Origin of the sequence: Pseudomonas sp. WS 5078, from assembly GCF_012985745.1 — a bacterium.
Lineage (GTDB): Bacteria > Pseudomonadota > Gammaproteobacteria > Pseudomonadales > Pseudomonadaceae > Aquipseudomonas > Aquipseudomonas lundensis_A.
Map to the genome: position 1 here is coordinate 67,879 of NZ_JAAQWX010000007.1, position 22,218 is coordinate 90,096.

General features: G+C 59.4%; 19 protein-coding genes. 16 read left to right on the forward strand and 3 right to left on the reverse strand.

Translation table 11 applies throughout. The features are described from left to right. Positions 1-437: 437 nt before the first annotated feature. Genes HBN68_RS11465 through HBN68_RS11495 form a run of 7 tightly spaced genes read left to right on the forward strand, consistent with a single transcriptional unit; the run spans position 438 to position 8,893 of the window. Entirely contained in the window at positions 438-2,060 is a 1,623-nt protein-coding gene (locus tag HBN68_RS11465) for a methyl-accepting chemotaxis protein (RefSeq protein ID WP_169964151.1), read from the forward strand. After that, positions 2,060-2,575: a chemotaxis protein CheW gene (locus tag HBN68_RS11470; RefSeq protein WP_169964153.1), complete on the forward strand. Its 516-nt coding sequence runs from the start codon at positions 2,060-2,062 to the stop codon at positions 2,573-2,575. The genes HBN68_RS11465 and HBN68_RS11470 overlap by 1 nt, the downstream gene beginning before the upstream one ends. Next, complete coding sequence (locus HBN68_RS11475; RefSeq protein ID WP_169964154.1) at positions 2,572-3,846, forward strand: protein-glutamate O-methyltransferase CheR; 1,275 nt, start codon at positions 2,572-2,574, stop codon at positions 3,844-3,846. Before HBN68_RS11470 ends, HBN68_RS11475 begins: the two co-directional genes overlap by 4 nt. Beyond that, the gene (locus HBN68_RS11480) at positions 3,843-4,529 is read left to right on the forward strand and encodes a chemotaxis protein CheW (RefSeq protein ID WP_094992460.1); all 687 of its coding nucleotides are present in this window, start codon (positions 3,843-3,845) and stop codon (positions 4,527-4,529) included. The genes HBN68_RS11475 and HBN68_RS11480 overlap by 4 nt, the downstream gene beginning before the upstream one ends. After that, complete coding sequence (locus HBN68_RS11485) at positions 4,526-6,829, forward strand: hybrid sensor histidine kinase/response regulator (protein WP_169964157.1); 2,304 nt, start codon at positions 4,526-4,528, stop codon at positions 6,827-6,829. The genes HBN68_RS11480 and HBN68_RS11485 overlap by 4 nt, the downstream gene beginning before the upstream one ends. Beyond that, positions 6,826-7,839: a chemotaxis response regulator protein-glutamate methylesterase gene (locus tag HBN68_RS11490; protein WP_169964159.1), complete on the forward strand. Its 1,014-nt coding sequence runs from the start codon at positions 6,826-6,828 to the stop codon at positions 7,837-7,839. Before HBN68_RS11485 ends, HBN68_RS11490 begins: the two co-directional genes overlap by 4 nt. Before the next feature lie 52 nt (positions 7,840-7,891). Beyond that, positions 7,892-8,893, forward strand: a complete 1,002-nt coding sequence (locus HBN68_RS11495) for a PleD family two-component system response regulator (RefSeq protein WP_094992457.1) — start codon at positions 7,892-7,894, stop codon at positions 8,891-8,893. A gap of 97 nt (positions 8,894-8,990) precedes the next feature. Here HBN68_RS11495 and HBN68_RS11500 read toward each other — a convergent pair whose 3' ends face one another. After that, the gene (locus tag HBN68_RS11500) at positions 8,991-9,779 is read right to left on the reverse strand and encodes a class I SAM-dependent methyltransferase (protein ID WP_169964161.1); all 789 of its coding nucleotides are present in this window, start codon (positions 9,777-9,779) and stop codon (positions 8,991-8,993) included. Positions 9,780-10,107: 328 nt separating this feature from the next. Here HBN68_RS11500 and prfB point away from each other — a divergent pair. The 7 genes from prfB (at position 10,108) to HBN68_RS11535 (ending at position 16,852) form a co-directional block, all read left to right on the forward strand. After that, a protein-coding gene (gene prfB / locus HBN68_RS11505) for a peptide chain release factor 2 (RefSeq protein ID WP_097191388.1) occupies positions 10,108-11,203 on the forward strand; the annotation gives its coding sequence in 2 pieces (ribosomal slippage) (positions 10,108-10,179 and positions 10,181-11,203; 1,095 coding nt in all). Between the two features lie 114 nt (positions 11,204-11,317). Continuing rightward, the gene (gene lysS, locus HBN68_RS11510; RefSeq protein WP_047277273.1) at positions 11,318-12,820 is read left to right on the forward strand and encodes a lysine--tRNA ligase; all 1,503 of its coding nucleotides are present in this window, start codon (positions 11,318-11,320) and stop codon (positions 12,818-12,820) included. 150 nt (positions 12,821-12,970) lie between these two features. Beyond that, positions 12,971-13,687 carry a TetR family transcriptional regulator gene (locus HBN68_RS11515; protein WP_346010207.1) on the forward strand — a complete coding sequence of 239 codons (717 nt, stop codon included), beginning with the start codon at positions 12,971-12,973 and terminating at the stop codon, positions 13,685-13,687. Between the two features lie 12 nt (positions 13,688-13,699). Continuing rightward, positions 13,700-14,248: a hypothetical protein gene (locus HBN68_RS11520; RefSeq protein ID WP_094992454.1), complete on the forward strand. Its 549-nt coding sequence runs from the start codon at positions 13,700-13,702 to the stop codon at positions 14,246-14,248. Positions 14,249-14,271: 23 nt separating this feature from the next. After that, a complete protein-coding gene (locus HBN68_RS11525; RefSeq protein ID WP_047295153.1) occupies positions 14,272-15,549 on the forward strand; it encodes a flavohemoglobin expression-modulating QEGLA motif protein in 1,278 nt (425 codons plus the stop codon). A 62-nt stretch (positions 15,550-15,611) separates the two neighbouring features. Then, positions 15,612-16,529 (forward strand): alpha/beta hydrolase, encoded by a 918-nt coding sequence (locus tag HBN68_RS11530; protein WP_169964268.1) that lies wholly within the window; start codon positions 15,612-15,614, stop codon positions 16,527-16,529. Further along, a complete protein-coding gene (locus tag HBN68_RS11535; RefSeq protein ID WP_169964165.1) occupies positions 16,526-16,852 on the forward strand; it encodes a hypothetical protein in 327 nt (108 codons plus the stop codon). Before HBN68_RS11530 ends, HBN68_RS11535 begins: the two co-directional genes overlap by 4 nt. 81 nt (positions 16,853-16,933) lie before the next feature. Here the strand turns inward: HBN68_RS11535 and HBN68_RS11540 are convergent, their stop codons facing one another. Next, positions 16,934-17,710 (reverse strand): OmpA family protein, encoded by a 777-nt coding sequence (locus HBN68_RS11540; RefSeq protein WP_169964167.1) that lies wholly within the window; start codon positions 17,708-17,710, stop codon positions 16,934-16,936. Between the two features lie 63 nt (positions 17,711-17,773). Further along, positions 17,774-18,172, reverse strand: a complete 399-nt coding sequence (locus HBN68_RS11545) for a DUF4398 domain-containing protein (protein WP_169964270.1) — start codon at positions 18,170-18,172, stop codon at positions 17,774-17,776. Between the two features lie 431 nt (positions 18,173-18,603). Between HBN68_RS11545 and ppc the strand changes: the two genes are divergently transcribed. Both ppc and adk read left to right on the forward strand, forming a co-directional pair. Continuing rightward, positions 18,604-21,234, forward strand: a complete 2,631-nt coding sequence (ppc, locus tag HBN68_RS11550; RefSeq protein WP_169964168.1) for a phosphoenolpyruvate carboxylase — start codon at positions 18,604-18,606, stop codon at positions 21,232-21,234. 287 nt (positions 21,235-21,521) lie between these two features. Next, positions 21,522-22,169 (forward strand): adenylate kinase, encoded by a 648-nt coding sequence (gene adk, locus HBN68_RS11555; RefSeq protein ID WP_094992449.1) that lies wholly within the window; start codon positions 21,522-21,524, stop codon positions 22,167-22,169. Positions 22,170-22,218: the final 49 nt, after the last annotated feature.

Sequence of the window (22,218 nt, forward strand, 5' to 3'; positions counted from 1 at the left end):
GCGGCTCACTTTTGGCAAACAGCCCCAAAAGTAAGCAAAAGGTCCTTGCCCTGCCATACGGCCGCCTCGCTCAGGCTCGACGGTGCCTTCACTCCGGCACTGTTGCGGGGGCACGCCGTGACGGGCCATCCATGGCCCAGCACGGCTGGCTCGGCTCCTGCCGACCCACCCCCGCAACAGCACCTGCGTTCAGCCTGCTGTGAGGGGCCTTTGCGGTGTGCGTGCGATTGTGTGGCGGCAGGGAAACTTTTCAAGATCAAGATCAAGATCAAGATCAAGATCAAGAAAGACCTCGGTGTGTCTTGCCACTAAAGCAGATGCATTACCGAGTAAGTTTTTTAGCTAATCGATGTGAGATCGGTCTCAAACCCCGTACGAATCCTCCCTAACCCTCGGCTATACTCCCCCACATTTCAACGGCACCCCGAGGATCGACTGTGAAGAACTGGACGTTACGCCAACGCATCTTGGCGAGCTTTGCCGTAATCATTGCCATCATGCTGTTGATGATCGTCGCGGCGTATTCACGCTTGGTCAAAATCGAAACCAGTGAAGACAAAGTCCGCACCGACTCGATCCCGGGCCTGTACCACAGCTCCATGATCCGCAGTGCCTGGGTCGACAGTTACGTGCAAACCCTGCACCTGATGAACGAAGGCGAGGGCCGTCCCCTGACCAAGGACGAAAAAGAGCTCTACACCTCCTACGAAACCCGTCTTGAAAAAGAACTCGCCGGTTACAGCGCCACCATCAGCGGTGACGCAGACAAGTCGCTGTATGAAGACTTTGTCGCGCTTCATAAAAAGTACGACCAGTCGCTGGACGCGGTTCTCGGGCTGTTTGAAAAGAACGACATGCCGCAGGCTCGCAGCCTGTTGAACGCACAATTGACCCCCAATTGGAGTGCCGGTCGTCAGCAGCTCAACAAGGTGATTCAGGACAACCAGAACGCCGCGATTCGGGCCAGTAACAACATCTCCGATGCGGTGCTGACGGCTAAGGCCAGTATGTTGATTTCGCTGGCGATTGCGGTGCTGGCGGCGGGGCTGCTGGGCTTCCTGTTGTTGCGTTCTATCATGTCGCCGATGCAGCGCATTGTGTCGATCCTTGAAGTCATGCGTTCCGGGGATTTGAGCAAGCGCCTGAACCTTGAGCGTAAAGACGAGTTCGGTGCCGTCGAAACGGGCTTCAACGACATGATGGCCGAGCTGACGGCGCTGGTGTCGCAGGCGCAGCGTTCTTCGGTGCAGGTCACCACGTCGGTGACCGAGATTGCCGCCACGTCCAAGCAGCAACAGGCCACGGCCACTGAAACCGCCGCCACTACCACGGAAATCGGCGCGACGTCCCGCGAAATCGCGGCCACGTCCCGGGATCTGGTGCGCACCATGACTGAGGTGACGTCGGCGGCGGATCAGGCGTCGATTTTGGCCGGTTCCGGCCAACAAGGGCTGGCACGTATGGAAGACACCATGCATTCGGTCATGGGCGCCGCCGATCTGGTGAACGCCAAGCTGGCGATTCTGAATGAGAAGGCCGGCAATATTAATCAGGTGGTGGTGACCATCGTGAAGGTGGCCGATCAGACCAACTTGCTGTCACTCAACGCCGCGATTGAAGCCGAGAAGGCCGGTGAGTACGGGCGCGGGTTTGCCGTGGTCGCGACGGAAGTGCGTCGTCTGGCGGATCAGACCGCCGTGGCCACCTATGACATCGAGCAGATGGTGCGCGAGATTCAGTCGGCGGTGTCGGCCGGGGTGATGGGCATGGACAAGTTCTCCGAAGAGGTGCGCCGCGGCATGTCGGAGGTGCAGCAGGTGGGCGAGCAGTTGTCGCAGATCATTCATCAGGTTCAGGCGCTGGCGCCGCGGGTGTTGATGGTCAACGAAGGCATGCAGGCCCAGGCCACCGGCGCCGAGCAAATTAACCACGCGTTGGTGCAATTGGGGGATGCCAGCAGCCAGACGGTTGAGTCCCTGCGTCAGGCCAGCTTTGCCATTGATGAGTTGAGTCAGGTGGCGGTCGGGCTGCGCAGCGGCGTGTCGCGTTTCAAAGTCTGATGAGTGCTCCTCTCGCGCCGCGCGAAGCCGTCAAGGCGTCGAAGCATTGCCTGTTTTTGGTGTTTTTTATCGGCACTGAACGCTATGCCCTGCAGGCGGTTGACGTGGTGGAGGTGTTGCCGCGTTTACCGCTCAAGCCCATTGCCCACGCCCCCGCGTGGGTGGCCGGGGTGTTTGCTCATCGCGGGCACATGGTGCCGGTGATTGATGTCAGTGCCATGACGTTCGGCCAACCCGCCGTGGCCCGCACCAGCACGCGGTTGGTGTTGGTGCGCCATCACGGTCACTTGCTGGGGCTGGTGCTGGAACAGGCCAGTGAAACCCTGCGCTGTGACCCGGCGGACTTTCAGCCGTACGGGTTGGATAACCGCGAGGCGCCGTATTTGGGACCGGTGCGCAAAGACAAGGACGGCCTGTTGCAGTGGATTCGCGTGGATGAATTGCTGACGCCTGCCGTGCGCGGGTTGTTGTTCCCCGAGCAGAGCCTCAACGCGACCCGGCAGGCCCGCCCATGAGTGCCGATCAACGGTTTTTTGATTTCCTCAAACGGCGCATCGGGCTTGATGTGGCATCCGTGGGCCCGGCGATTATTGAGCGGGCCGTGCGCCAGCGTTGCACCGCGCTCAACATGCAGGATCACGATCAGTATTGGCAGCGGCTCAATGCCTCGGCCGACGAGCAGCAAGCGCTGATCGAGTCTGTGATCGTGCCCGAGACCTGGTTTTTTCGTTACCCCGAATCCTTTCCTACGCTGGGGCGCCTGGCCCGTGAGCGGCTGGCAGCGCAAACGCGTCCACGGGTGCTGCGTCTGTTGAGCCTGCCGTGCTCCACTGGCGAGGAGCCGTATTCGATTGCGATGGCAATGTTTGACGCCGGGTTTGCCGCGCATCAGTTCAAGGTCGATGCGCTGGACATCAGCCCGCTTTCGATTCAACGCGCCCAGCGTGCGGTGTATGGCAAGAATTCGTTTCGCGGCCAGGACATCAGTTTTCGCGAGCGGCATTTTTCCCTCGAGGCGGATGGGTATCACGTGTCGGCGCGGGTGCGTAATCAGATCCACTTTCAGGTCGGCAATGTGCTGGACCCGGCCCTGACGGCGAGTCAACCGCCCTATGACTTTGTGTTTTGCCGCAATTTGTTGATTTATTTCGACCTCAACACCCAACAGCAGGCACTGGACGCCCTCACGCGCATGACGCGTCTGGACGGGGTGCTGTTTATCGGCCCGGCCGAGGGTAGTTTGCTGCACGGCCTGGGCATGCGTTCGATCAGCGCTGCGCAATCTTTTGCCTTTTGTCACAGCCAAGCGCTGCCCGCCGTGTTGCCAACCCAGGTCGAACGCACACCGCAGGTTCGGCCCTTGCCGCTGCCCGTGGTGGCGGTCAGTCGTCCATTTGCGGCGCGCCCGCTCACCCCGCAACGGCCGCCCATTCAGGCAGCGCATGCGCCTGTGCAGGAGGCTGACGGCGTGCTGGAGACCATTGCGCGGTTGGCCAATGAGGGCAAAAGCCGCGAAGCCCGCGCCTTGTGCGAACAGGCATTGCACCAGCATGGCCCGCAAGCCCAGGTGTTTTACTGGCTGGGCCTGCTCAGCGATGTCGAAGGTCAAACCGCGCAGGCCCAAGGGTTTTATCGCAAGGCGTTGTACCTGGAACCCCAACATGCAGAGGCGCTGGCGCATTTGGCGGCGTTGCTGGCCTCGCAGGGCGATGTGGCCGGCGCCCAGCGTTTGCAGGCCCGGGCTGCGCGTAACGAGCGTGCCCTTCACAGTGAGCGCAAATCATGAACGGTCTGTCCGCCCAAAGTTTGATCCATACCGAAGCCCAGACGATTGATGATTGTTGGAACCGCATTGGCGTGTACGGCGATAAATCCTGCCCGTTGCTGCCCCAACACATTCATTGCCGTAATTGTGCCGTGTATGCGGCGGCGGCCACGCGCTTGCTCGATCGTTATGCCTTTGTTCAGGACGAGCAGGAATTTGCCGCGCCACAGGCGTTGGAACACGCCCATGCGACCCGCTCGCTGGTGGTGTTTCGCATGGGCGGCGAGTGGTTGGGGCTGGCGACCCGCTGCCTGGATGAAGTTGCGCCTTTGCAGTCGATTCATTCGCTGCCGCATCAACGCTCCCGTGCCCTGATGGGCGTGGCCAATGTGCGCGGCGCGCTGGTGCCTTGTCTGTCGCTGGTGGAGTTGCTGGGGCTGGACCCGACAGTGAGTGTGACGACCGCGCAGCGGGTGATGCCGCGCATGCTGATTGTGGCTGCACCCGGCGGGCCGGTGGTGGTGCCGGTGGACGAGGTCGATGGCATTCACACGATTGAAGAACGCGTGCTCACTGCCGCGTCGCTGTCGGGCGATCACGCCAGCGCCATTTACACCCGTGGTGTCTTGCAATGGAAAACCCGCAGCCTGCGCTGGCTGGATGAAGAGCAGTTGCTCGGTGCGATTACCCGGAGCCTCACATGACCCCCGAGCAAATGCGCGACGCCTCGTTGCTGGAATTGTTCAGTCTGGAGGCCGAAGCCCAGACCCAAGTGCTCAATGCCGGTTTGTTGGCGCTGGAGCGTAACCCGACCCAGGCCGATCAGCTGGAAGCCTGCATGCGCGCGGCTCACTCGCTCAAGGGTGCAGCGCGGATTGTCGGTGTGGAGGCCGGGGTCAGCGTTTCCCATGTCATGGAAGATTGCCTCGTCAGTGCGCAGGAAGGGCGCTTGTACCTGCAACCCGAGCACATTGATGCCTTGTTGCAGGGCACGGATTTGTTAATGCGCATTGCAACGCCGGGCAATACGGTCACGTCGGCTGACATTGAGGCGTATGTAGCCTTGATGAACCGGCTGGTCGAGCCTTCAGCGCCTGCGGCGCGCGTGGCGCCACCGCCCTTTGATGTGTCGCACTTGTTGCTTGCGCCCGAGCCTGTGGTGCCTGAGGCGCCTGCGCCGGTCGAGCTGGCGCCGCTGCCCGAGCTTGCGCCTGCGGCAGAACCGGCGCGCCGCCCGCAGCGATTGACCGAAGGCGGTGAGCGGGTGTTGCGCGTCACGGCCGAGCGCCTTAACAGCTTGCTTGACCTGTCGAGCAAGTCGCTGGTGGAAACCCAGCGGCTCAAGCCTTATCTGGCGACGATGCAACGCCTCAAGCGCATGCAAACCACCAGTTTGCGGGCGCTGGACCATTTGGGCGATCAGCTCAAGGTGCTCAACCTTACGCCTGAGGCCGAAGAGGCGCTGAGCGAAGCCCGGCGCTTATTGGCCGAGTCGCAGCACGTGCTCACTGAGCAGACCGCACAACTGGACGAGTTTGGCTGGCACGCCAGTCAACGTGCGCAGTTGCTGTATGACACGGCGCTGGCCTGCCGCATGCGCCCGTTCGCCGATGTGCTGGCCGGGCAAGAGCGCATGGTGCGTGATTTGGGGCGCAGCTTGGGCAAACAGATCCGCCTGGAAATTGAAGGCGAGAAAACCCAGGTGGACCGTGACGTGCTGGAAAAGCTCGAAGCGCCCCTGATGCACCTGCTGCGCAACGCGGTGGACCACGGCATTGAATCCCCCGAGCAGCGGTTGCTCGCCGGCAAACCCGCCGAAGGAGAGATTCGCTTGCGTGCCTCGCATCAGGCCGGGCTGCTGGTGCTGGAGTTGAGCGATGACGGCGGCGGCGTCGACCTTGAGCGCTTGCGCCGCTCCATCGTGCAGCGCCAGTTGTCCACCGAGGCCACGGCCGCGCAGTTGAGTGAAGAAGAACTGCTGACGTTTTTATTCCTGCCGGGGTTCAGCCTGCGCGACACCGTGACTGAAGTGTCGGGGCGTGGCGTCGGGCTGGATGCAGTGCAGCACATGGTGCGCCTGCTGCGTGGGTCGATTGTGCTGGAGCAGGTCAGCGGGCAGGGCAGTCGTTTCCATCTTGAAGTACCGCTCACCCTGTCGGTGGTGCGCAGCCTGGTCGTTGAAGTGGGCGACGAAGCGTATGCCTTTCCGCTGGCGCACATCGAACGCATGCGCGACCTTGCGCCTGAGGACATCGTGCAGGTCGAAGGCCGCCAGCACTTCTGGCACGAAGGGCAGCACGTGGGGCTGGTTGCCGCCAGCCAGTTGCTACAGCGTCCTGCCGGCCAGAATGATGACGAGACCCTGAAGGTGGTGGTCATTCGTGAACGCGAGGTGGTCTACGGCGTGGCGGTCGAACGGTTCATCGGGGAGCGCACTTTAGTGGTATTGCCCCTGGACCCGCGCTTGGGCAAGGTGCAGGACATTTCGGCAGGTGCACTGCTCGACGATGGCTCGCCGGTGCTGATTGTGGACGTTGAAGACATGCTGCGCTCGGTCGATAAACTCCTTAACACTGGGCGTCTGGAACGCATTGACCGGCGCAACCGGCACACCGCCGAGGTGGCGCGCAAGCGCATTCTGGTGGTCGACGACTCGCTCACTGTGCGCGAACTGCAGCGCAAGCTGTTGCTCAATCGCGGTTACGACGTGGCGGTCGCGGTGGACGGTATGGATGGTTGGAACGCGCTGCGTGCCGAGCATTTCGATTTGTTGATTACCGATATCGACATGCCGCGCATGGACGGCATCGAGCTGGTCACCCTGTTGCGTCGCGACAACCGCCTGCAATCGATGCCGGTGATGGTCGTGTCTTATAAAGACCGTGAAGAAGACCGTCGGCGCGGCCTGGATGCAGGAGCCGACTACTATTTAGCGAAAGCCAGTTTCCATGACGATGCGCTGCTTGATGCAGTGGTTGAGCTCATTGGAGGAGCCCAGACATGAGAATTGCCATCGTCAACGACATGCCCCTTGCGGTAGAGGCCTTGCGCCGGGCGTTGGCATTCGAGCCCAAGCATCATTTGGTGTGGGTGGCGTGTAACGGCGAAGAAGCGGTGCGCCTGTGTGCCGAGGACACGCCCGATTTGATTTTGATGGACCTGATTATGCCGGTCATGGATGGCGTGGAGGCCACGCGCCAGATCATGGCGCAAAGCCCGTGTGCGATTGTGATCGTCACCGTTGACCGGCAGCAGAATGTGCACCGCGTGTTTGAAGCCATGGGTTTCGGCGCGCTGGACGTTGTCGATACCCCGGCATTGGGCGCAGGCGATGCTAAAGAAGCTGCGGCGCCGTTGTTGCGCAAGATCATGAACATTGGCTGGTTGATGGGCCAGCAGCCCCCTAAGCGGGTGCATGCCGTCGAGGCTCCGCCGCGCAAATCACTGGAGCAGCGCAGGTTGGTGGCCATCGGATCGTCGGCGGGCGGCCCCGCAGCGCTGGAAACCCTGCTCAAAGGCCTGCCGCGGACGTTTCAGGCGGCGATTGTGCTGGTGCAACATGTGGATCAGGTGTTCGCCGCCGGTATGGCCGAATGGCTGAGCAGCTCGTGCGGGGTGAATGTCCGGCTGGCCCGTGATGGCGAAACGCCGCAAGCCGGCACGGTGTTGTTGGCCGGGACCAATCACCATATCCGCCTGTTAAAAAACGGCACGCTGGCTTACACCGCCGAGCCGGTGAACGAAATTTATCGGCCCTCGATTGATGTGTTTTTCGAGAGTGTGGCCCGGTACTGGGACGGTGAGGCCGTGGGCGTATTGTTGACCGGCATGGGTCGCGATGGCGCGCAGGGGCTTAAACTCATGCGCCAGCAAGGGTTTTTGACCATCGCCCAGGACCAGCAAAGCAGTTCGGTATACGGCATGCCCAAAGCGGCAGCGGCGATTGATGCGGCTGTTGAAATTCGACCCTTGGACACGATTGCGCCACGCTTGCTGGAGATCTTTCATACATGACTGACACAACCCGGCAGGACTGGCTTGAAGGTGGTAATTCAGGTGAACGCGCATGAATGACTTGCAGATGGACGACGTCAAAACTGACGAAAACGCCGCCATGGTATTGCTGGTGGACGATCAGGCGATGATCGGCGAAGCCGTGCGCCGGGGCCTGGCCCTTGAGCAGAACATCGACTTTCACTTTTGCGCCGACCCGCACGATGCCATTGCCCAGGCCATTCGCATCAAGCCGACGGTGATTTTGCAAGACCTGGTCATGCCTGGGCTCGATGGTTTGACGCTGGTGCGCGAATACCGCAACCACCCGGCCACCAAAGATATCCCGATCATCGTGTTGTCGACCAAGGAAGACCCGCTGATCAAGAGTGCAGCCTTTGCAGCGGGCGCCAACGACTACCTGGTGAAACTGCCGGACAACATTGAGCTGGTGGCCCGCATTCGCTATCACTCGCGCTCCTACATGACGCTGTTACAACGCGATGCTGCCTACCGCGCACTGCGGGTCAGCCAGCAGCAACTGTTGGACACCAATCTGGTGTTGCAGCGCCTGATGAATTCAGACGGCTTGACCGGACTGTCCAATCGCCGCCACTTCGATGAATACCTGGAACTGGAATGGCGCCGGGCCCTGCGTGAGCAAACCCAGTTGTCATTGCTGATGATCGACGTGGATTACTTCAAGTCCTACAACGACACCTTTGGTCATCTGGACGGCGACGAAGCCCTACGCAAAGTGGCCGCGTCGATCCGTGATGCCAGCTGCCGGCCTTCGGACTTGCCGGCGCGTTACGGGGGGGAGGAGTTTGCGATTGTATTGCCCAACACCTCTCAAGGCGGTGCACGGCTGGTGGCTGAAAAGCTGCGTCAGGCTGTGGCGGCGCTCAAAATCCCGCACATTGCTCCGGCCGACGGCAGCAGCCTGACCATCAGCATCGGTCTGGCCACCATGACCCCGCAGCACAGCGGCAACTGCCGAGAGTTGATTTCGGCGGCCGACAAAGGCCTTTATCTGGCTAAAAACAATGGCCGTAATCAGGTCGGCATCGAGTAACAGACACCGCCGGTGCCTGTCGCCGCGACTTGAAAAGCCAGGTGCGGCGCTTGTCGCAGCCTGTTACTTCGCTTGCGGCGATACCGTTTGAAAGCCTTCACGCGCGTCTTTTTCTGAGCAACATCAGGCCTGAGGAATACGCCGTTTTATAGCGCCCCGCGCAATAGTGGGTATAAAGCGTCTGGTAATAGTCAGTGATGGCCTGCTCACGGATAGTTTCGTCAAACTGGTTGCGCACCTTCGCGCTCGCCCCCCAATGCCAGTCCCTGAAATCGTTGAGGTTTTCGAATTCAACGGTTTCTTCAATGCGCTGTGAGCGGATGATTTCAAAGTCGTTCAGTGTGTCCAGCAGGGCACTGCGGCTGAGCCGGAAATCATCAAACACCACGGGTTCGCTGATACAGGGGTATTGATGGCGAATTTCCATCAGCGCCCGCTCCTGAATGAAGCGCTCATCGGGCAAGTAATCGAAATCGAACGCGCAGGATAAAAACACCTGACCGCCCGGTTTGACCACTGACGACAGCTTGTCGATTACGGCTTGTTCGTTGGGCACGAAGCCTTGCAGGCAACCGGCACACACCACCGCATCAAAGACCGGCAGGCGTTCAAGGTTGCAGTCCAGAAAGTCGCTGACGATGAAGCGCACGTTCGGTGCGGCATGCACCAGGTTGGCGTAGGCGATCTTGTCTTTGGAGTGATCGATGCCAACGTAATATTCGATATTGTTGGCGTCCACAAACAACAGGCTGTTGCCGGTGCCGCAGCCGATGTCCAGCAGATTGCCCTGTGGGGTGGCGAATGACAGCAGCAGTTCAAGGTTGCGTTTGTTCACATGCCGTGAGTTGCGTTGAAAGCCGTGCGGGCTAAGCCTCGGGTTATTCATCGTCATGCTCCTGGTGTGTCCGCAGGGTTAACCCGTGCGCGTGCAAAGGCGCAGGCGAGGGGGGTGTTCGTGGCGCTGTTGTTTTAGGTATAGCGAGCCAGGTTTGATGTGCAATGCGCAGGCGTGTAGTCCGTTTCCTTTAAATTGGGAGATTTTTCCCAAGTTGCGCCATGAGAAGGGTTGGCAAGGCGAAGGGTATACCTACGGCCGATAACGCTGACAGGCTGCGGCAATTGGCCTGCATTACCCCGCTGGGCGGGCTGCTGTAACGGTATATTTTCGGTATACTCTTTGGCTTTGTAAAAATCGCCTACGAGTGCCGCCAGCCATGGAAATCAACCCAATCCTTAACAGCATCAAGGACCTGTCAGAGCGCTCCGAAACCATTCGGGGGTATCTTTGACTACGATCAAAAGCATGAGCGTCTGACCGAGGTCAATCGCGAGCTTGAAGATCCGAGTGTCTGGAACAACCCTTCGTACGCCCAGGAACTGGGGCGCGAGCGCTCCCTGCTGGCGCAAATTGTAGAAACCCTCGACGAGATGCACACAGGCCTGGCGGATGCCAAGGACCTGCTGCTGATGGCCGCCGAGGAAGAAGACCAGGCCGCTGTAGATGACGTGTCGGCTGAAGTCGAACGCCTGCGCGAGTCCCTTGAAAAACTCGAATTCCGCCGCATGTTCAGTGGCGAGATGGACGCCAACAACGCTTACCTGGACATTCAGGCAGGCTCTGGTGGCACCGAAGCGCAAGACTGGGCCAATATCCTGTTGCGGATGTATTTGCGTTGGGCCGACAAGCGCGGCTTCGATGCCACCATCATGGAATTGTCCGCCGGTGAAGTGGCCGGGATCAAAGGTGCGACCGTGCACATCAAAGGCGAGTACGCCTTCGGTTGGTTGCGCACCGAGATCGGCGTCCATCGTCTGGTTCGCAAAAGCCCGTACGACTCGGGCAACCGTCGTCATACCTCATTCTCGGCCGTGTTCGTTTCGCCGGAAATCGACGACAACATCGAAATCGACATCAACCCCTCGGACCTGCGGATCGACACCTATCGTTCCTCCGGTGCGGGTGGTCAGCACGTAAACACCACTGACTCGGCCGTGCGTATTACCCACGTTCCGACCAACACCGTGGTGAGCTGCCAGAACGAACGTTCCCAGCACGCAAACAAAGACACCGCGATGAAAATGTTGCGGGCACGTCTCTACGAGCAGGAAATCCAGAAGCGCAACGCCGCTTCCCAGGCCCTGGAAGACACCAAGTCCGACATCGGCTGGGGTCACCAGATCCGCTCGTACGTACTTGACGCTTCGCGCATCAAGGATTTGCGTACCAACATCGAGCGCAGCGATTGCGACAAAGTGCTCGACGGCGACATCGACGAGTACCTGGTGGCCAGCCTGAAACAAGGGCTGTAAGTCGCGCAACAAACGTAAAGTGCGCAGCTGACGCGATGCCTTGACGGCGCGCCGAAGCCCGCTTCCCCCTGCCGCAAGGCGGGGGCAACGAACCTGTGATGGAATTTTTAAAACATGAGCGACCAACAACTCGACCCGCAAGATTTGCAACAGGAAGAAAACGCCCTGATCGCCCTGCGCAAGGAAAAACTTGCTGCCGAGCGCGCCAAAGGCAATGCCTTCCCGAATGATTTCCGTCGTGACAGCTACTGCGCCGACCTGCAGAAGAAGTACGCCGAAGCGACCAAGGAAGAGCTGGCTGAAGCCGCCATCCCGGTCAAGGTTGCGGGTCGCATCATGCTTAACCGTGGTTCGTTCATGGTGATTCAGGACATGACCGGTCGCATCCAGGTCTATGTCAACCGCAAGACCCTGCCGGAAGAAACCCTGGCCGAAGTCAAAACCTGGGACCTGGGCGACATCATCGCCGCCGAAGGCACCCTGGCCCGCTCCGGCAAAGGCGACCTGTACGTTGAAATGACCCACGTGCGCCTGCTGACCAAATCCTTGCGTCCGCTGCCCGACAAGCACCACGGCCTGACCGACACCGAGCAACGTTATCGCCAGCGTTACGTTGACCTGATCGTCAACGAAGACGTGCGCCACACTTTCCGTGTGCGTTCGCAAGTCATCGCGCATATCCGCAACTTCCTGATGGCGCGCGACTTCCTTGAAGTCGAAACACCAATGTTGCAAACCATTCCGGGCGGTGCGGCAGCCAAGCCGTTTGAAACTCACCACAACGCGCTGGACATGGAAATGTTCCTGCGTATCGCGCCTGAGTTGTACCTCAAGCGTCTGGTGGTTGGCGGCTTCGAGAAAGTCTTCGAAATCAACCGTAACTTCCGTAACGAAGGGGTTTCGACGCGCCACAACCCAGAATTCACCATGCTTGAGTTCTACCAGGCGTATGCCGACTACGAAGACAACATGGACCTGACCGAAGAGCTGTTCCGCGAGCTGGCGCAGCTGGTTCTGGGCAGCACCGATGTGCCGTACGGCGACAAAGTGTTCCACTTCGGTGAACCGTTTGTGCGTCTGTCTGTGTTCGACTCGATCCTCAAGTACAACCCCGAGTTGACCGCTGACGACCTGAACGACATCGACAAGGCCCGTGCCATTGCTAAAAAGGCTGGCGCCAAGGTGTTGGGCTTTGAAGGTCTGGGCAAGCTGCAGGTGATGATTTTCGAAGAGCTGGTTGAGCACAAGCTGGAACAGCCGCACTTCATCACGCAGTACCCGTTCGAAGTGTCCCCGCTGGCCCGTCGCAACGATGAAAACCCGAACGTGACTGACCGTTTCGAGTTGTTCATCGGTGGCCGTGAAATCGCCAACGCCTATTCCGAGTTGAACGACGCGGAAGACCAGGCAGAGCGCTTCATGGCACAAGTGGCCGACAAAGACGCCGGTGACGACGAAGCCATGCACTACGACGCCGACTTCGTGCGTGCACTGGAATACGGCATGCCGCCAACGGCAGGTGAAGGTATCGGCATCGACCGTCTGGTGATGCTGCTGACCAACTCCCCGTCGATCCGCGATGTGATCCTGTTCCCGCACATGCGCCCGCAAGCGTAACGATGCTGAATAAGAAGCCGCCGTTCAGGGCGGCTTTTTATTGCCTGTCGTACAAGGATGCCCCGTGAAACGGCGTGCGGCGCCAACGTTGTGGTAAACCCGGTGCCTGCGGTTTTCAGGCTTTTTTCGTCTTCTTCAAAGGAAACCTTCGTGAACCTTGCCAAGGCTCAAACGGGTGTCGTCGATGTCGCCACTGCGGTGGCCGAGAGTGTTCAATACCAGGGCCGCAAAGCCAGTCGCCATGGCAGTGAACAGCGTCGGCAAATGATTCTGGATGCGGCCATGCGTATCGTGGTGCGCGACGGTGTACGTGGCGTCCGGCACCGGGCGGTCGCTGCCGAAGCCGGGGTGCCACTGTCGGCTACCACGTATTACTTCAAGGACATTGATGACCTGATCAACGACACCTTTGCGCAGTATGTCGAACGCAGTGCCGCCTTTATGGCCAAGTTATGGCAAAGCACCGAAGGCAAGCTGCGCGAACTGGTGGCGTATGGTGATGGCAGTCCGCAGTCGCGCTCGCAACTGGCGGATGAGATTGCCGCCATGACCGCGAACTATGTTGAGCACCAGTTGATGACCCGACGCGATCAGTTGCGCGCCGAGCAGGCGTTTCATCAGGCGGCCCTGCTTAACCCCCGGCTGGCGGTGCTGGTGCGGGCCCACGAGCAGATTTTTCTGCAGGGTACGTGTCAGATCTTTCAAGTTCTGGGCTCCAAACAGCCGCAGCACGATGCCAATGTCTTGACGGCGATTATCGGTCGGATGGAATATCAGGCCCTACTTAATGGCGCGCAGCCAGCAGCCGATGCACAAAGGCTCGCTATCCTTACGCGCTACATGCACTTGGTGTTGGCCGCTCTATAGAAGGATGCAGGCATGAAAGGTTGGCGTGTAATGCTGTTGGCGGTGGCGTGTTTACTGTTGAACGGCTGTCTGGTGACGTTCAAGCAAGCGCCGCTGGAGGCGCAAACGGCGCCTCAGGCACTGCTCGGCAAATGGACCAGCAAGGATGCCTGGGGGCAGGCGCGACGCCTGAGCATCAGTGCCATCGATAAAACCCACTATCAGGCCGAGGTGTACCCCAAAGGTGAACCCAAGGCGCGTCAACGCTACCGATTCATCGTCGCCAAACACGGCAACCGCTGGTACGCCTCGGCAGCCGTACCGGCCAAACTGGGCGGTAATTTCACGCTGAACGGGTTTGAATTGACCGACGGGGGCGAGCTGGTGATTTACGAGCTGGACCTTGAGCAAATCCGTCAGGCCATCGGCCAGTCGGCGTTGGCCGGCGACACGGTTGAAACCCCCGAAGGCGCAGGCGTTCAGATCGACAGTCCATCGTCTACAGTCTTTGCTTACCTGGATGACCCGGCCAACTCCGACGTCTTTGTCGAAACCGCCCGCTATCAGCGCGCGGCCAAGTAACCGCCTTTTTCAAGGAGCACCGGGTGGACGATTACCAGCGCACGATTCGCACATTGTCAGACCGCATCGTGCTGGCTCAGACCCCGATCCGCGTGTTGGATGCGGTGAAGTGGGACGACAGCATCCGTCAGGGGTTTCTCAAGGCCAAGGGCAAACAAATGCCAGCGGTTGATCGGGATTATTACCTGGGGCGGCCGTTGTCTTTCGATTCGGGCGCCGTGAAGCTCGAATTTCAGAACATCGAACGTGATATCACTCGCCAGTTGGGCCAGTTCAACCCGGTCGGGCAAATCATGCGCCGCATGTGCAAGGAGTACCGCATGGTGGTGCGCATGCTCGAAGCGCGCGGCACCGAAGATTTCGGGCTGATCTCGCAAGAGCTGTATGGCGCTGCGTCCGATGCGTTTCATGCGGGCGACCCGACGCTGGCGGACCTGGGGTTGATGATGTCTGACTACCTGGACAACATCGACGACCGCGGTGCGCTCAAGGACGAAGCTAAAACCCTGACTGCCAAAGACGCCGTGCACCTGTTGCAAACGCGGCTGAACAAGGTATTTGGCGAGGCCGAAGAAACCATCCGGGTGTTTGAGTCTGACGGCATTGTCGCGGATGCGGCGGCGGGTGCCGATTACATCAAGATCCGCACCGATGCGATGTTCAACCACCGCGACGTGCGTGCGCTTGAGGTCCACGAAGGGCTGGTGCATGTGGGCACTACGCTCAATGGCCTTAACCAGCCGATCTGTACGTTCCTCGCCAAAGGTCCGCCCTCGTCGACGGTCACTCAGGAAGGCCTGGCCATTTTGATGGAGATCATCACGTTTGCTTCCTACCCGAGTCGCCTGCGCAAATTGACCAACCGCACCCGCGCCATTCATATGGTGGAGGAGGGCGCGGACTTCATGCAGGTGTATGAATTCTTCCGTGAGCAAGGCTTTGAAATGCCGGAAAGCTACGGCAATGCGAGTCGGGTTTTCCGTGGCTCGGTGCCAAATGGCCTGCCATTTACCAAAGACTTGTCCTACCTCAAGGGCTTCATCATGGTTTACAACTACATTCAGCTGGCCGTGCGTAAAGGCAAGCTGGAACAAGTGCCGCTGCTGTTTTGTGGCAAAACCACGCTGGAAGACATGCGGACCCTGCGCCAACTGGTCGACGAAGGCCTGGTGGTTGCGCCCAAGTACCTGCCGGAGCAGTTCCGCGACATGAACGCACTGGCGGCCTGGATGTGCTTCTCCAACTTCCTCAACCACTTGAGCCTGGACCGGATCGAAGCGGATTACTCCAACATCCTCTAAGCGGGTTCAAGGCCGCTCGAACCTCGACAGCGACGGCGCATTTACACATGGTGGCTCGTTTGATCAAAACCCTGGCTGCATGCTGGCTGCTGCTGGCACTCAGCGGATGCAGCTCCCTGCTGTTTTATCCGGAACCTGGCCAGCCAATCACGCCGACGGTGGCGGGGCTGGACTACCGCGATGTGACATTGACCGCCGCTGATGGCACACGGCTCCACGGCTGGTGGCTGCCTGCCAAGCCCGGCGTACCGCTCAAAGGCACGGTGCTGCACCTGCATGGTAACGGCGGCAACCTGGCTTATCACTTGGGCGCCACAGCCTGGCTGCCTGCACAGGGCTATCAGGTGCTGATGCTCGACTATCGCGGTTACGGATTGTCACAAGGCTCGCCCCGGTTGCCTGAGGTGTACCAGGACATCGACGCGGCCTTTGACTGGGTGCAAAAAGAGCCATCGGTCAACGGCCAGCCGCTGATTGTGTTGGGGCAGAGCCTTGGCGGGGCGATGGCGGTTCATTACTTGAGTGAACACCCGGCGCAACGCGCACGTGTCAGCGCCATGGTGCTCGACGGAGTGCCCGCCAGTTACCGCGAAGTGGGGCAGTTTGCCCTGAGCACGTCGTGGCTGACCTGGCCGCTGCAAGTGCCGCTGTCCTGGCTGGTGCCGGACGCGGACAGCGCCTTATATGCCATCGCGAACCTGGAGGGTGTGCCCTTGTTGATCTTCCACAGCGTGGACGATCCGGTTGTGCCGCTTTCCAATGGCATCCGGCTGTATCAAGCTGCGCCCCCGCCCAAGGTGTTGCAACTGACCCGTGGCGGGCATGTGCAGACCTTTGGCGACCCGACCTGGCGCGAGGTCATGCTGCGCTACCTGCAAGACCCGCAACATTTCACGGGCGTGAGGCGCTTGGGTGAAATCCCCAATTACCCCGCCCCCCCCCCGAATTCGAAAAACGTTGAACCAGAGAGCCAACCATGAGTGAAGAACGTAACGCTATCCCGCTGATCATTACCGGTATTTGCACCATCATCGGCACCGTAGGCGCCCTGTGGTACTACGGCTACCTGCATTTCGCCAAACCGGAAGATGCGTTGCTGCTCAACGACTTCACCATGCTCAAGACGATTCCGGGTGAGGATTACAAAATCTCTCTGACTCCGGCCAATCAGGTTGCCCAGTGCGTGGACGGTATCATCGTGCTGTTCGACACCGAGCAAAAAGGCCTGACCGGCGTGCTGGTCAACAACAAAAAGCAAGCCGTTCACTGCCTGGGTCAGGAAACCCCGAAACTGGAACAGTAACGTCGCGGCGCTCTAACGCACGCAGCAAAAAGCCCCGCCTGATGACTCAGGCGGGGCTTTTGTGTTTACGCGTACGGCTTACTACATCGACGAACGCGGCGCGACTGGCTGGTTGTCGTTGGAGATGGTCACTTCAACGCGACGGTTCTGGGCACGGCCAGAGCTGCTAGCGTTATCGGCAACCGGGTATTCCTTGCCATAGCCCTGCGCGACGATGCGCGAAGGTTCGACACCGGCGCGTACCAGTGCGTTTTTAACCGCATTGGCGCGACGTTCGGACAGGCCCTGGTTGTAAGAGGCCGACCCTTTGCTATCGGTATAGCCTTCAACAATCACTTTGCGGTCAGGGTTTTTGATCAGGTAGTTGGCCAGCGTGGTGACGCTGTCACGGCTGTTGGCCTTCAGGCTTGCCTGATCGAAATCAAACAGTACGTCGCCGAACGTTACCAGCGTACCGCGCTCGGTTTGCTTGGCGTTCAGGCCACGCAGTTGCTTGATTTGTGCATCACGGGCATCCAGCAGCGCTTGAGCGCGGTCGGAGCCAGCGTTTTTGATTTTGTTTTCAGCAGTGCGCAACGCGATGGTTTGCTTGGCCACTTCAACACGCTGGTTGGTCAGGTAAGCCAACTGGTCAACCGTGGACTCGTCTTCTTTGTCCAGGTAAGCCTTCTGCGCTTTGTCCAGCCACTCGCTGGCGTCTTTGGTTTCCAACGCTGCGACTTTGGTCGCTTCAGGGTTGGTTTGCAGGGCCGAGAAATTGGTCTTGGCATTTTCCAGGTTCACGTTTGGCTGGTGCGAGCACGCCGCCAGGCCAACGCTTAGAGCCAGGAGGGCAGGGATCAGTACGGTATTGCGCATAATATTTAGTCCTTTCTATCGATGAGGAATGCTGTGTCGTCAGCCGCAGTCAAAAAAGGCGACTTACTGCAGCGGGCGCATGCCTTCCTGACGCAGTTGCTGAACGGCTTTCTGAGCATCCTGAGCGGCCTTCTCGGCTTTGGCGGCCTGGGCTTTACGCTCGGCTACACGGGCGTCCCACTCGGCTTGTTCAGCCAGACGCTTGGCGTCCTTGTAGTTCTTATCGTGCATGGCCAGCTCGGCTTGCTTGAGCTTGTCTTGCGCAGCCTTCATTTCAACCGGGGCGTATTCAGTACCGCCAGCGCTCACGGCGTTATTCACCGCCGATTGAGTCACTGCGTATTGCTCCGAGGGTGGATTGCCAGCACAACCGGCCAGAACGAAGCTGGTACCGATTGCCAGCGCAGCCAGTTTTAGCCCGCGCAGGCGAGGTGAGGTGGTTTTGACAGTGCGGGTCATCATGGTCTTCAACTCCATTAGGTAACTCCTGAAAAACTTCAAATTCCATCACGTCAGTGGCGTCAAACAGGATTGCCTGTGATGTCACCCGGAGTGTTGATTTCCCTGCCCCGGCAGTGATGGTTACTGGGTGTGACCGAAGCGATTTTTGAATAGTTCAAAAAAAAAGGTGGCAGATTGCCTAAAAACTTGTGACTGCTCAGTCAGGTGTTTTCAAGGTTGAGCACTTGGGCAAAAGCCCCGACTTAGAGCGTACGCGAGGCGCCGTAAGGGTTTGCCGGGCGCAAGGGGGTATTAAAGTGCCATCGTCCAGACTGTGCTGAAACGCGTCAGCCAGCGACTCTTTTTATCCGCCTTGCGGCTTGCCACGGAGGGCGCTTGCGACGCACTCTTGAGGCAGGAGCTGTCCCCGGATACCGCTGGAGAAATTGCTGATGACCGATATTGATGCACGCTTGCGCGATGACGTTCACCTGTTGGGTGAGTTGTTGGGGAATACGATCCGTGACCAGTACGGCGAAGCGTTTCTCGCCAAGATCGAGCGCATTCGTCAGGGCGCCAAGGACGACCGCCGTGGTACCACCGGCGAAGAATTGAGCACGATCCTCGGGGACTTGAGTGATGAAGAAGTGCTGCCGGTGGCACGCGCCTTCAACCAGTTTTTGAACCTGGCCAATATTGCGGAGCAGTACGAGCTCATTCATCGCCGCGAAGAGGGCCAGCCCGAACCCTTTGAAGCCCTGGTCTTGCCTACCTTGCTCGAACGCTTGCTGGCCGAAGGGCACAGCCCTGAATCACTGGCGCAACAAGTCAGCACGTTGCAAATCGAGCTGGTGCTCACGGCGCACCCGACTGAAGTGACGCGCCGCACGCTGATTCAAAAGTACGATGCGATTGCTGCGCAACTGGCCGCACAAGATCATCGCGACCTGACCCGCAGTGAAAAATCCCACATTGAGCAGCGCCTGCAACGGCTGATTGCCGAAGCGTGGCACACCGAAGAAATCCGCCGCACCCGCCCTACGCCGGTTGATGAGGCCAAATGGGGGTTCGCGGTCATTGAGCATTCGCTGTGGCAGGCCGTGCCGAACATGATGCGCAAGGCTAGCGAAGCTTTGCACGCAGCCACGGGGCAGCATTTACCGCTGGATGCCGCACCGATCCGTTTTGCCTCGTGGATGGGTGGGGATCGTGATGGCAACCCGAATGTAACGGCCAGTGTTACCCGCGAAGTGTTGTTGCTGGCCCGCTGGATGGCCGCCGATCTGTACTTGCGTGACCTCGATAAACTGGCCGCCGACTTATCGATGCAACAGGCCACGCCCGACTTGCTGGCCGCGGCCGGGGACAGTGCCGAACCCTATCGGGCAGTGCTAAAACAGCTGCGTGAGCGTCTGCGCATTACGCGAAACTGGGCGCACGGTTCGTTGAGCGTGAACCAACCGGCGCCCGACGGCGTGTTGCATGACAACGGTGATCTGCTGGCACCGTTGCAGCTGTGTTATCAATCGCTGCATGCCTGCGGCATGGGAGTGATTGCGCAGGGCCCGTTGCTTGATTTCTTGCGGCGTGCCGTGACGTTCGGGTTGTTTTTGGTGCGCCTGGATGTCCGTCAGGACGCGGCGCGACATGCCTCGGCAATGACTGAAATTACCGATTACCTGGGGCTTGGGCGTTACGAAGACTGGGATGAAGACACGCGCCTGACCTTCCTGATTCGTGAACTGGCCAACCGTCGGCCTTTGCTGCCGGGCTATTTCAAACCAGGTGCCGAGACGGCGCAAGTGCTGGCCACGTGCAAGGAAGTCGCCGCCGCGCCGGGGGCTTCGCTGGGGTCTTATGTCATCTCGATGGCCGGCGCCGCCTCGGATGTGCTGGCGGTGCAGTTGCTTCTTAAAGAGGCGGGGCTGGAACACCCCATGCGGGTTGTACCCTTGTTCGAAACGTTGGCCGACCTGGACAATGCCGGCCCGGTCATAGAGCGTCTGTTGCTATTGCCCGGCTACCGTTCGCGGTTGCAGGGGCCGCAAGAAGTGATGATTGGTTATTCCGATTCGGCCAAGGATGCAGGGACCACAGCAGCGGCCTGGGCGCAGTATCGGGCGCAAGAAACGCTGGTCAACATCTGCCGCGATCAACACGTCGAATTGCTGTTGTTCCATGGCCGTGGTGGCACCGTGGGACGTGGTGGCGGTCCGGCGCATGCGGCGATTTTGTCGCAACCGCCGGGGTCGGTAGCAGGCCGTTTCCGCACCACGGAACAGGGGGAGATGATCCGCTTCAAATTTGGTCTGCCCGATATCGCAGAGCAAAACCTCAACCTGTACCTGGCCGCCGTGCTCGAAGCGACCTTATTGCCACCCCCCTTACCTGAACCGGGCTGGCGTGTGCTGATGGACGAATTGGCCGCCGACGGGGTGAAAGCCTATCGCGCGGTGGTGAGGGACAATCCGCAGTTCGTTGAGTATTTTCGTCAGTCCACCCCGGAGCAGGAACTCGGCCGTTTGCCATTGGGCAGCCGTCCGGCCAAACGGCGTGCGGGCGGAATTGAAAGCTTGCGGGCAATCCCGTGGATTTTCGGCTGGACGCAAACGCGCCTGATGCTGCCCGCCTGGCTGGGTTGGGAAACGGCGCTCAACAATGCCCTTGAGCGCGGTGAGGGCCAGCAGTTAGCACAGATGCGCGAGCAGTGGCCGTTTTTCCGCACCCGCATCGACATGCTGGAGATGGTGTTGGCCAAGGCCGATGCGGATATCGCCCGGCTGTATGACGAACGTTTGGTGAGCCCTGAACTGCTGCCGTTGGGTGCGCACTTGCGCGACTTATTGTCGCAGGCGTGTGGCGTGGTATTGGGTTTGACCGGGCAGTCGCAACTCATGGCGCACAGCCCTGAAACCTTGGAATTCATACGCTTGCGTAACACTTACCTGGATCCGCTGCATCTGTTGCAGGCCGAATTACTGGCGCGTTCGCGACGTCAGGAGGCCGCGCAAGACAGCCCTCTGGAACAGGCATTGTTGGTAACTGTGGCCGGAATTGCAGCGGGCTTGCGTAACACCGGTTAAGAAAAAAGCCGGTTCAGTTGGTGTGCCCCAGCGTGTGCGGCAGAGGCCGGATCTTCTGCTGCTGCGTTTGGGGCGCGACACTTTATTGTGAGGTAGCGACCTGTGACACCCCGTCGCAAGGGCGTATCAGCCTCTGATTTTTCCTACTTTTGCTGTCTTGTGTGGGCCGGGCCTGCTGTGTATCTTGGTCAGCCCTTGGCCATTTTGATGGCCATCACCCGATTCTGAGATTGGCCCAAAGAGGCGAGTCTGTTGTCATTTAAATAAAAAATTTGAGGAGCACATCGATGCGCGTCATTCTGCTGGGAGCTCCCGGGGCCGGTAAAGGTACTCAGGCAAAGTTCATCACTGAAAAATTTGGCATCCCGCAAATCTCCACAGGCGACATGCTGCGCGCAGCTGTGAAGGCCGGTACCGAGCTGGGCCTGATCGCCAAGAGCGTCATGGACAGCGGTGGTCTGGTCTCCGACGACTTGATCATCAACCTGGTGAAAGAGCGTATCAGCCAGCAAGACTGCAAAAACGGTTTCCTGTTTGACGGCTTCCCGCGCACCATTCCGCAAGCTGAAGCCCTGGTCAAAGCCGGTGTTGAACTGGACCATGTGCTGGAAATCGCCGTAGAAGACGAAGAAATCGTTCAGCGCATTGCTGGTCGTCGTGTCCACGAAGCTTCGGGCCGTGTGTACCACATCGTCTACAACCCGCCTAAAGCGGAAGGCAAAGACGACGTGACCGGTGACGATCTGGTTCAGCGTAAAGACGATACCGAAGAAACCGTGCGTCATCGTCTGTCGGTTTACCACTCTCAGACCAAGCCGCTGGTGGAGTTCTACCAGAAGCTTGCCGCGGCCAACGGCAAGCCGAAGTACAGCCACGTTGAAGGTGTGGGTTCGGTTGAAGCCATCACCGCCAAGGTGCTTGCAGCACTGAGCTGATCGTCGATTTGCTCTGAGACAACAGCCCGCTTGCGGGCTGTTGTTGTTT

Coding starts and splice junctions, on each gene's coding strand:
- adk (WP_094992449.1), top strand. CDS start 21,522: ATGCGCGTCATTCTGCTGGGAGCTCCCGGGGCCGGTAAAGGTACTCAG.
- HBN68_RS11475 (WP_169964154.1), top strand. CDS start 2,572: ATGAGTGCCGATCAACGGTTTTTTGATTTCCTCAAACGGCGCATCGGG.
- ppc (WP_169964168.1), top strand. CDS start 18,604: ATGACCGATATTGATGCACGCTTGCGCGATGACGTTCACCTGTTGGGT.
- HBN68_RS11485 (WP_169964157.1), top strand. CDS start 4,526: ATGACCCCCGAGCAAATGCGCGACGCCTCGTTGCTGGAATTGTTCAGT.
- HBN68_RS11495 (WP_094992457.1), top strand. CDS start 7,892: ATGAATGACTTGCAGATGGACGACGTCAAAACTGACGAAAACGCCGCC.
- HBN68_RS11480 (WP_094992460.1), top strand. CDS start 3,843: ATGAACGGTCTGTCCGCCCAAAGTTTGATCCATACCGAAGCCCAGACG.
- HBN68_RS11520 (WP_094992454.1), top strand. CDS start 13,700: ATGAAAGGTTGGCGTGTAATGCTGTTGGCGGTGGCGTGTTTACTGTTG.
- HBN68_RS11490 (WP_169964159.1), top strand. CDS start 6,826: ATGAGAATTGCCATCGTCAACGACATGCCCCTTGCGGTAGAGGCCTTG.
- HBN68_RS11500 (WP_169964161.1), bottom strand. CDS start 9,779: ATGAATAACCCGAGGCTTAGCCCGCACGGCTTTCAACGCAACTCACGG.
- HBN68_RS11470 (WP_169964153.1), top strand. CDS start 2,060: ATGAGTGCTCCTCTCGCGCCGCGCGAAGCCGTCAAGGCGTCGAAGCAT.
- HBN68_RS11540 (WP_169964167.1), bottom strand. CDS start 17,710: ATGCGCAATACCGTACTGATCCCTGCCCTCCTGGCTCTAAGCGTTGGC.
- HBN68_RS11545 (WP_169964270.1), bottom strand. CDS start 18,172: ATGATGACCCGCACTGTCAAAACCACCTCACCTCGCCTGCGCGGGCTA.
- lysS (WP_047277273.1), top strand. CDS start 11,318: ATGAGCGACCAACAACTCGACCCGCAAGATTTGCAACAGGAAGAAAAC.
- HBN68_RS11535 (WP_169964165.1), top strand. CDS start 16,526: ATGAGTGAAGAACGTAACGCTATCCCGCTGATCATTACCGGTATTTGC.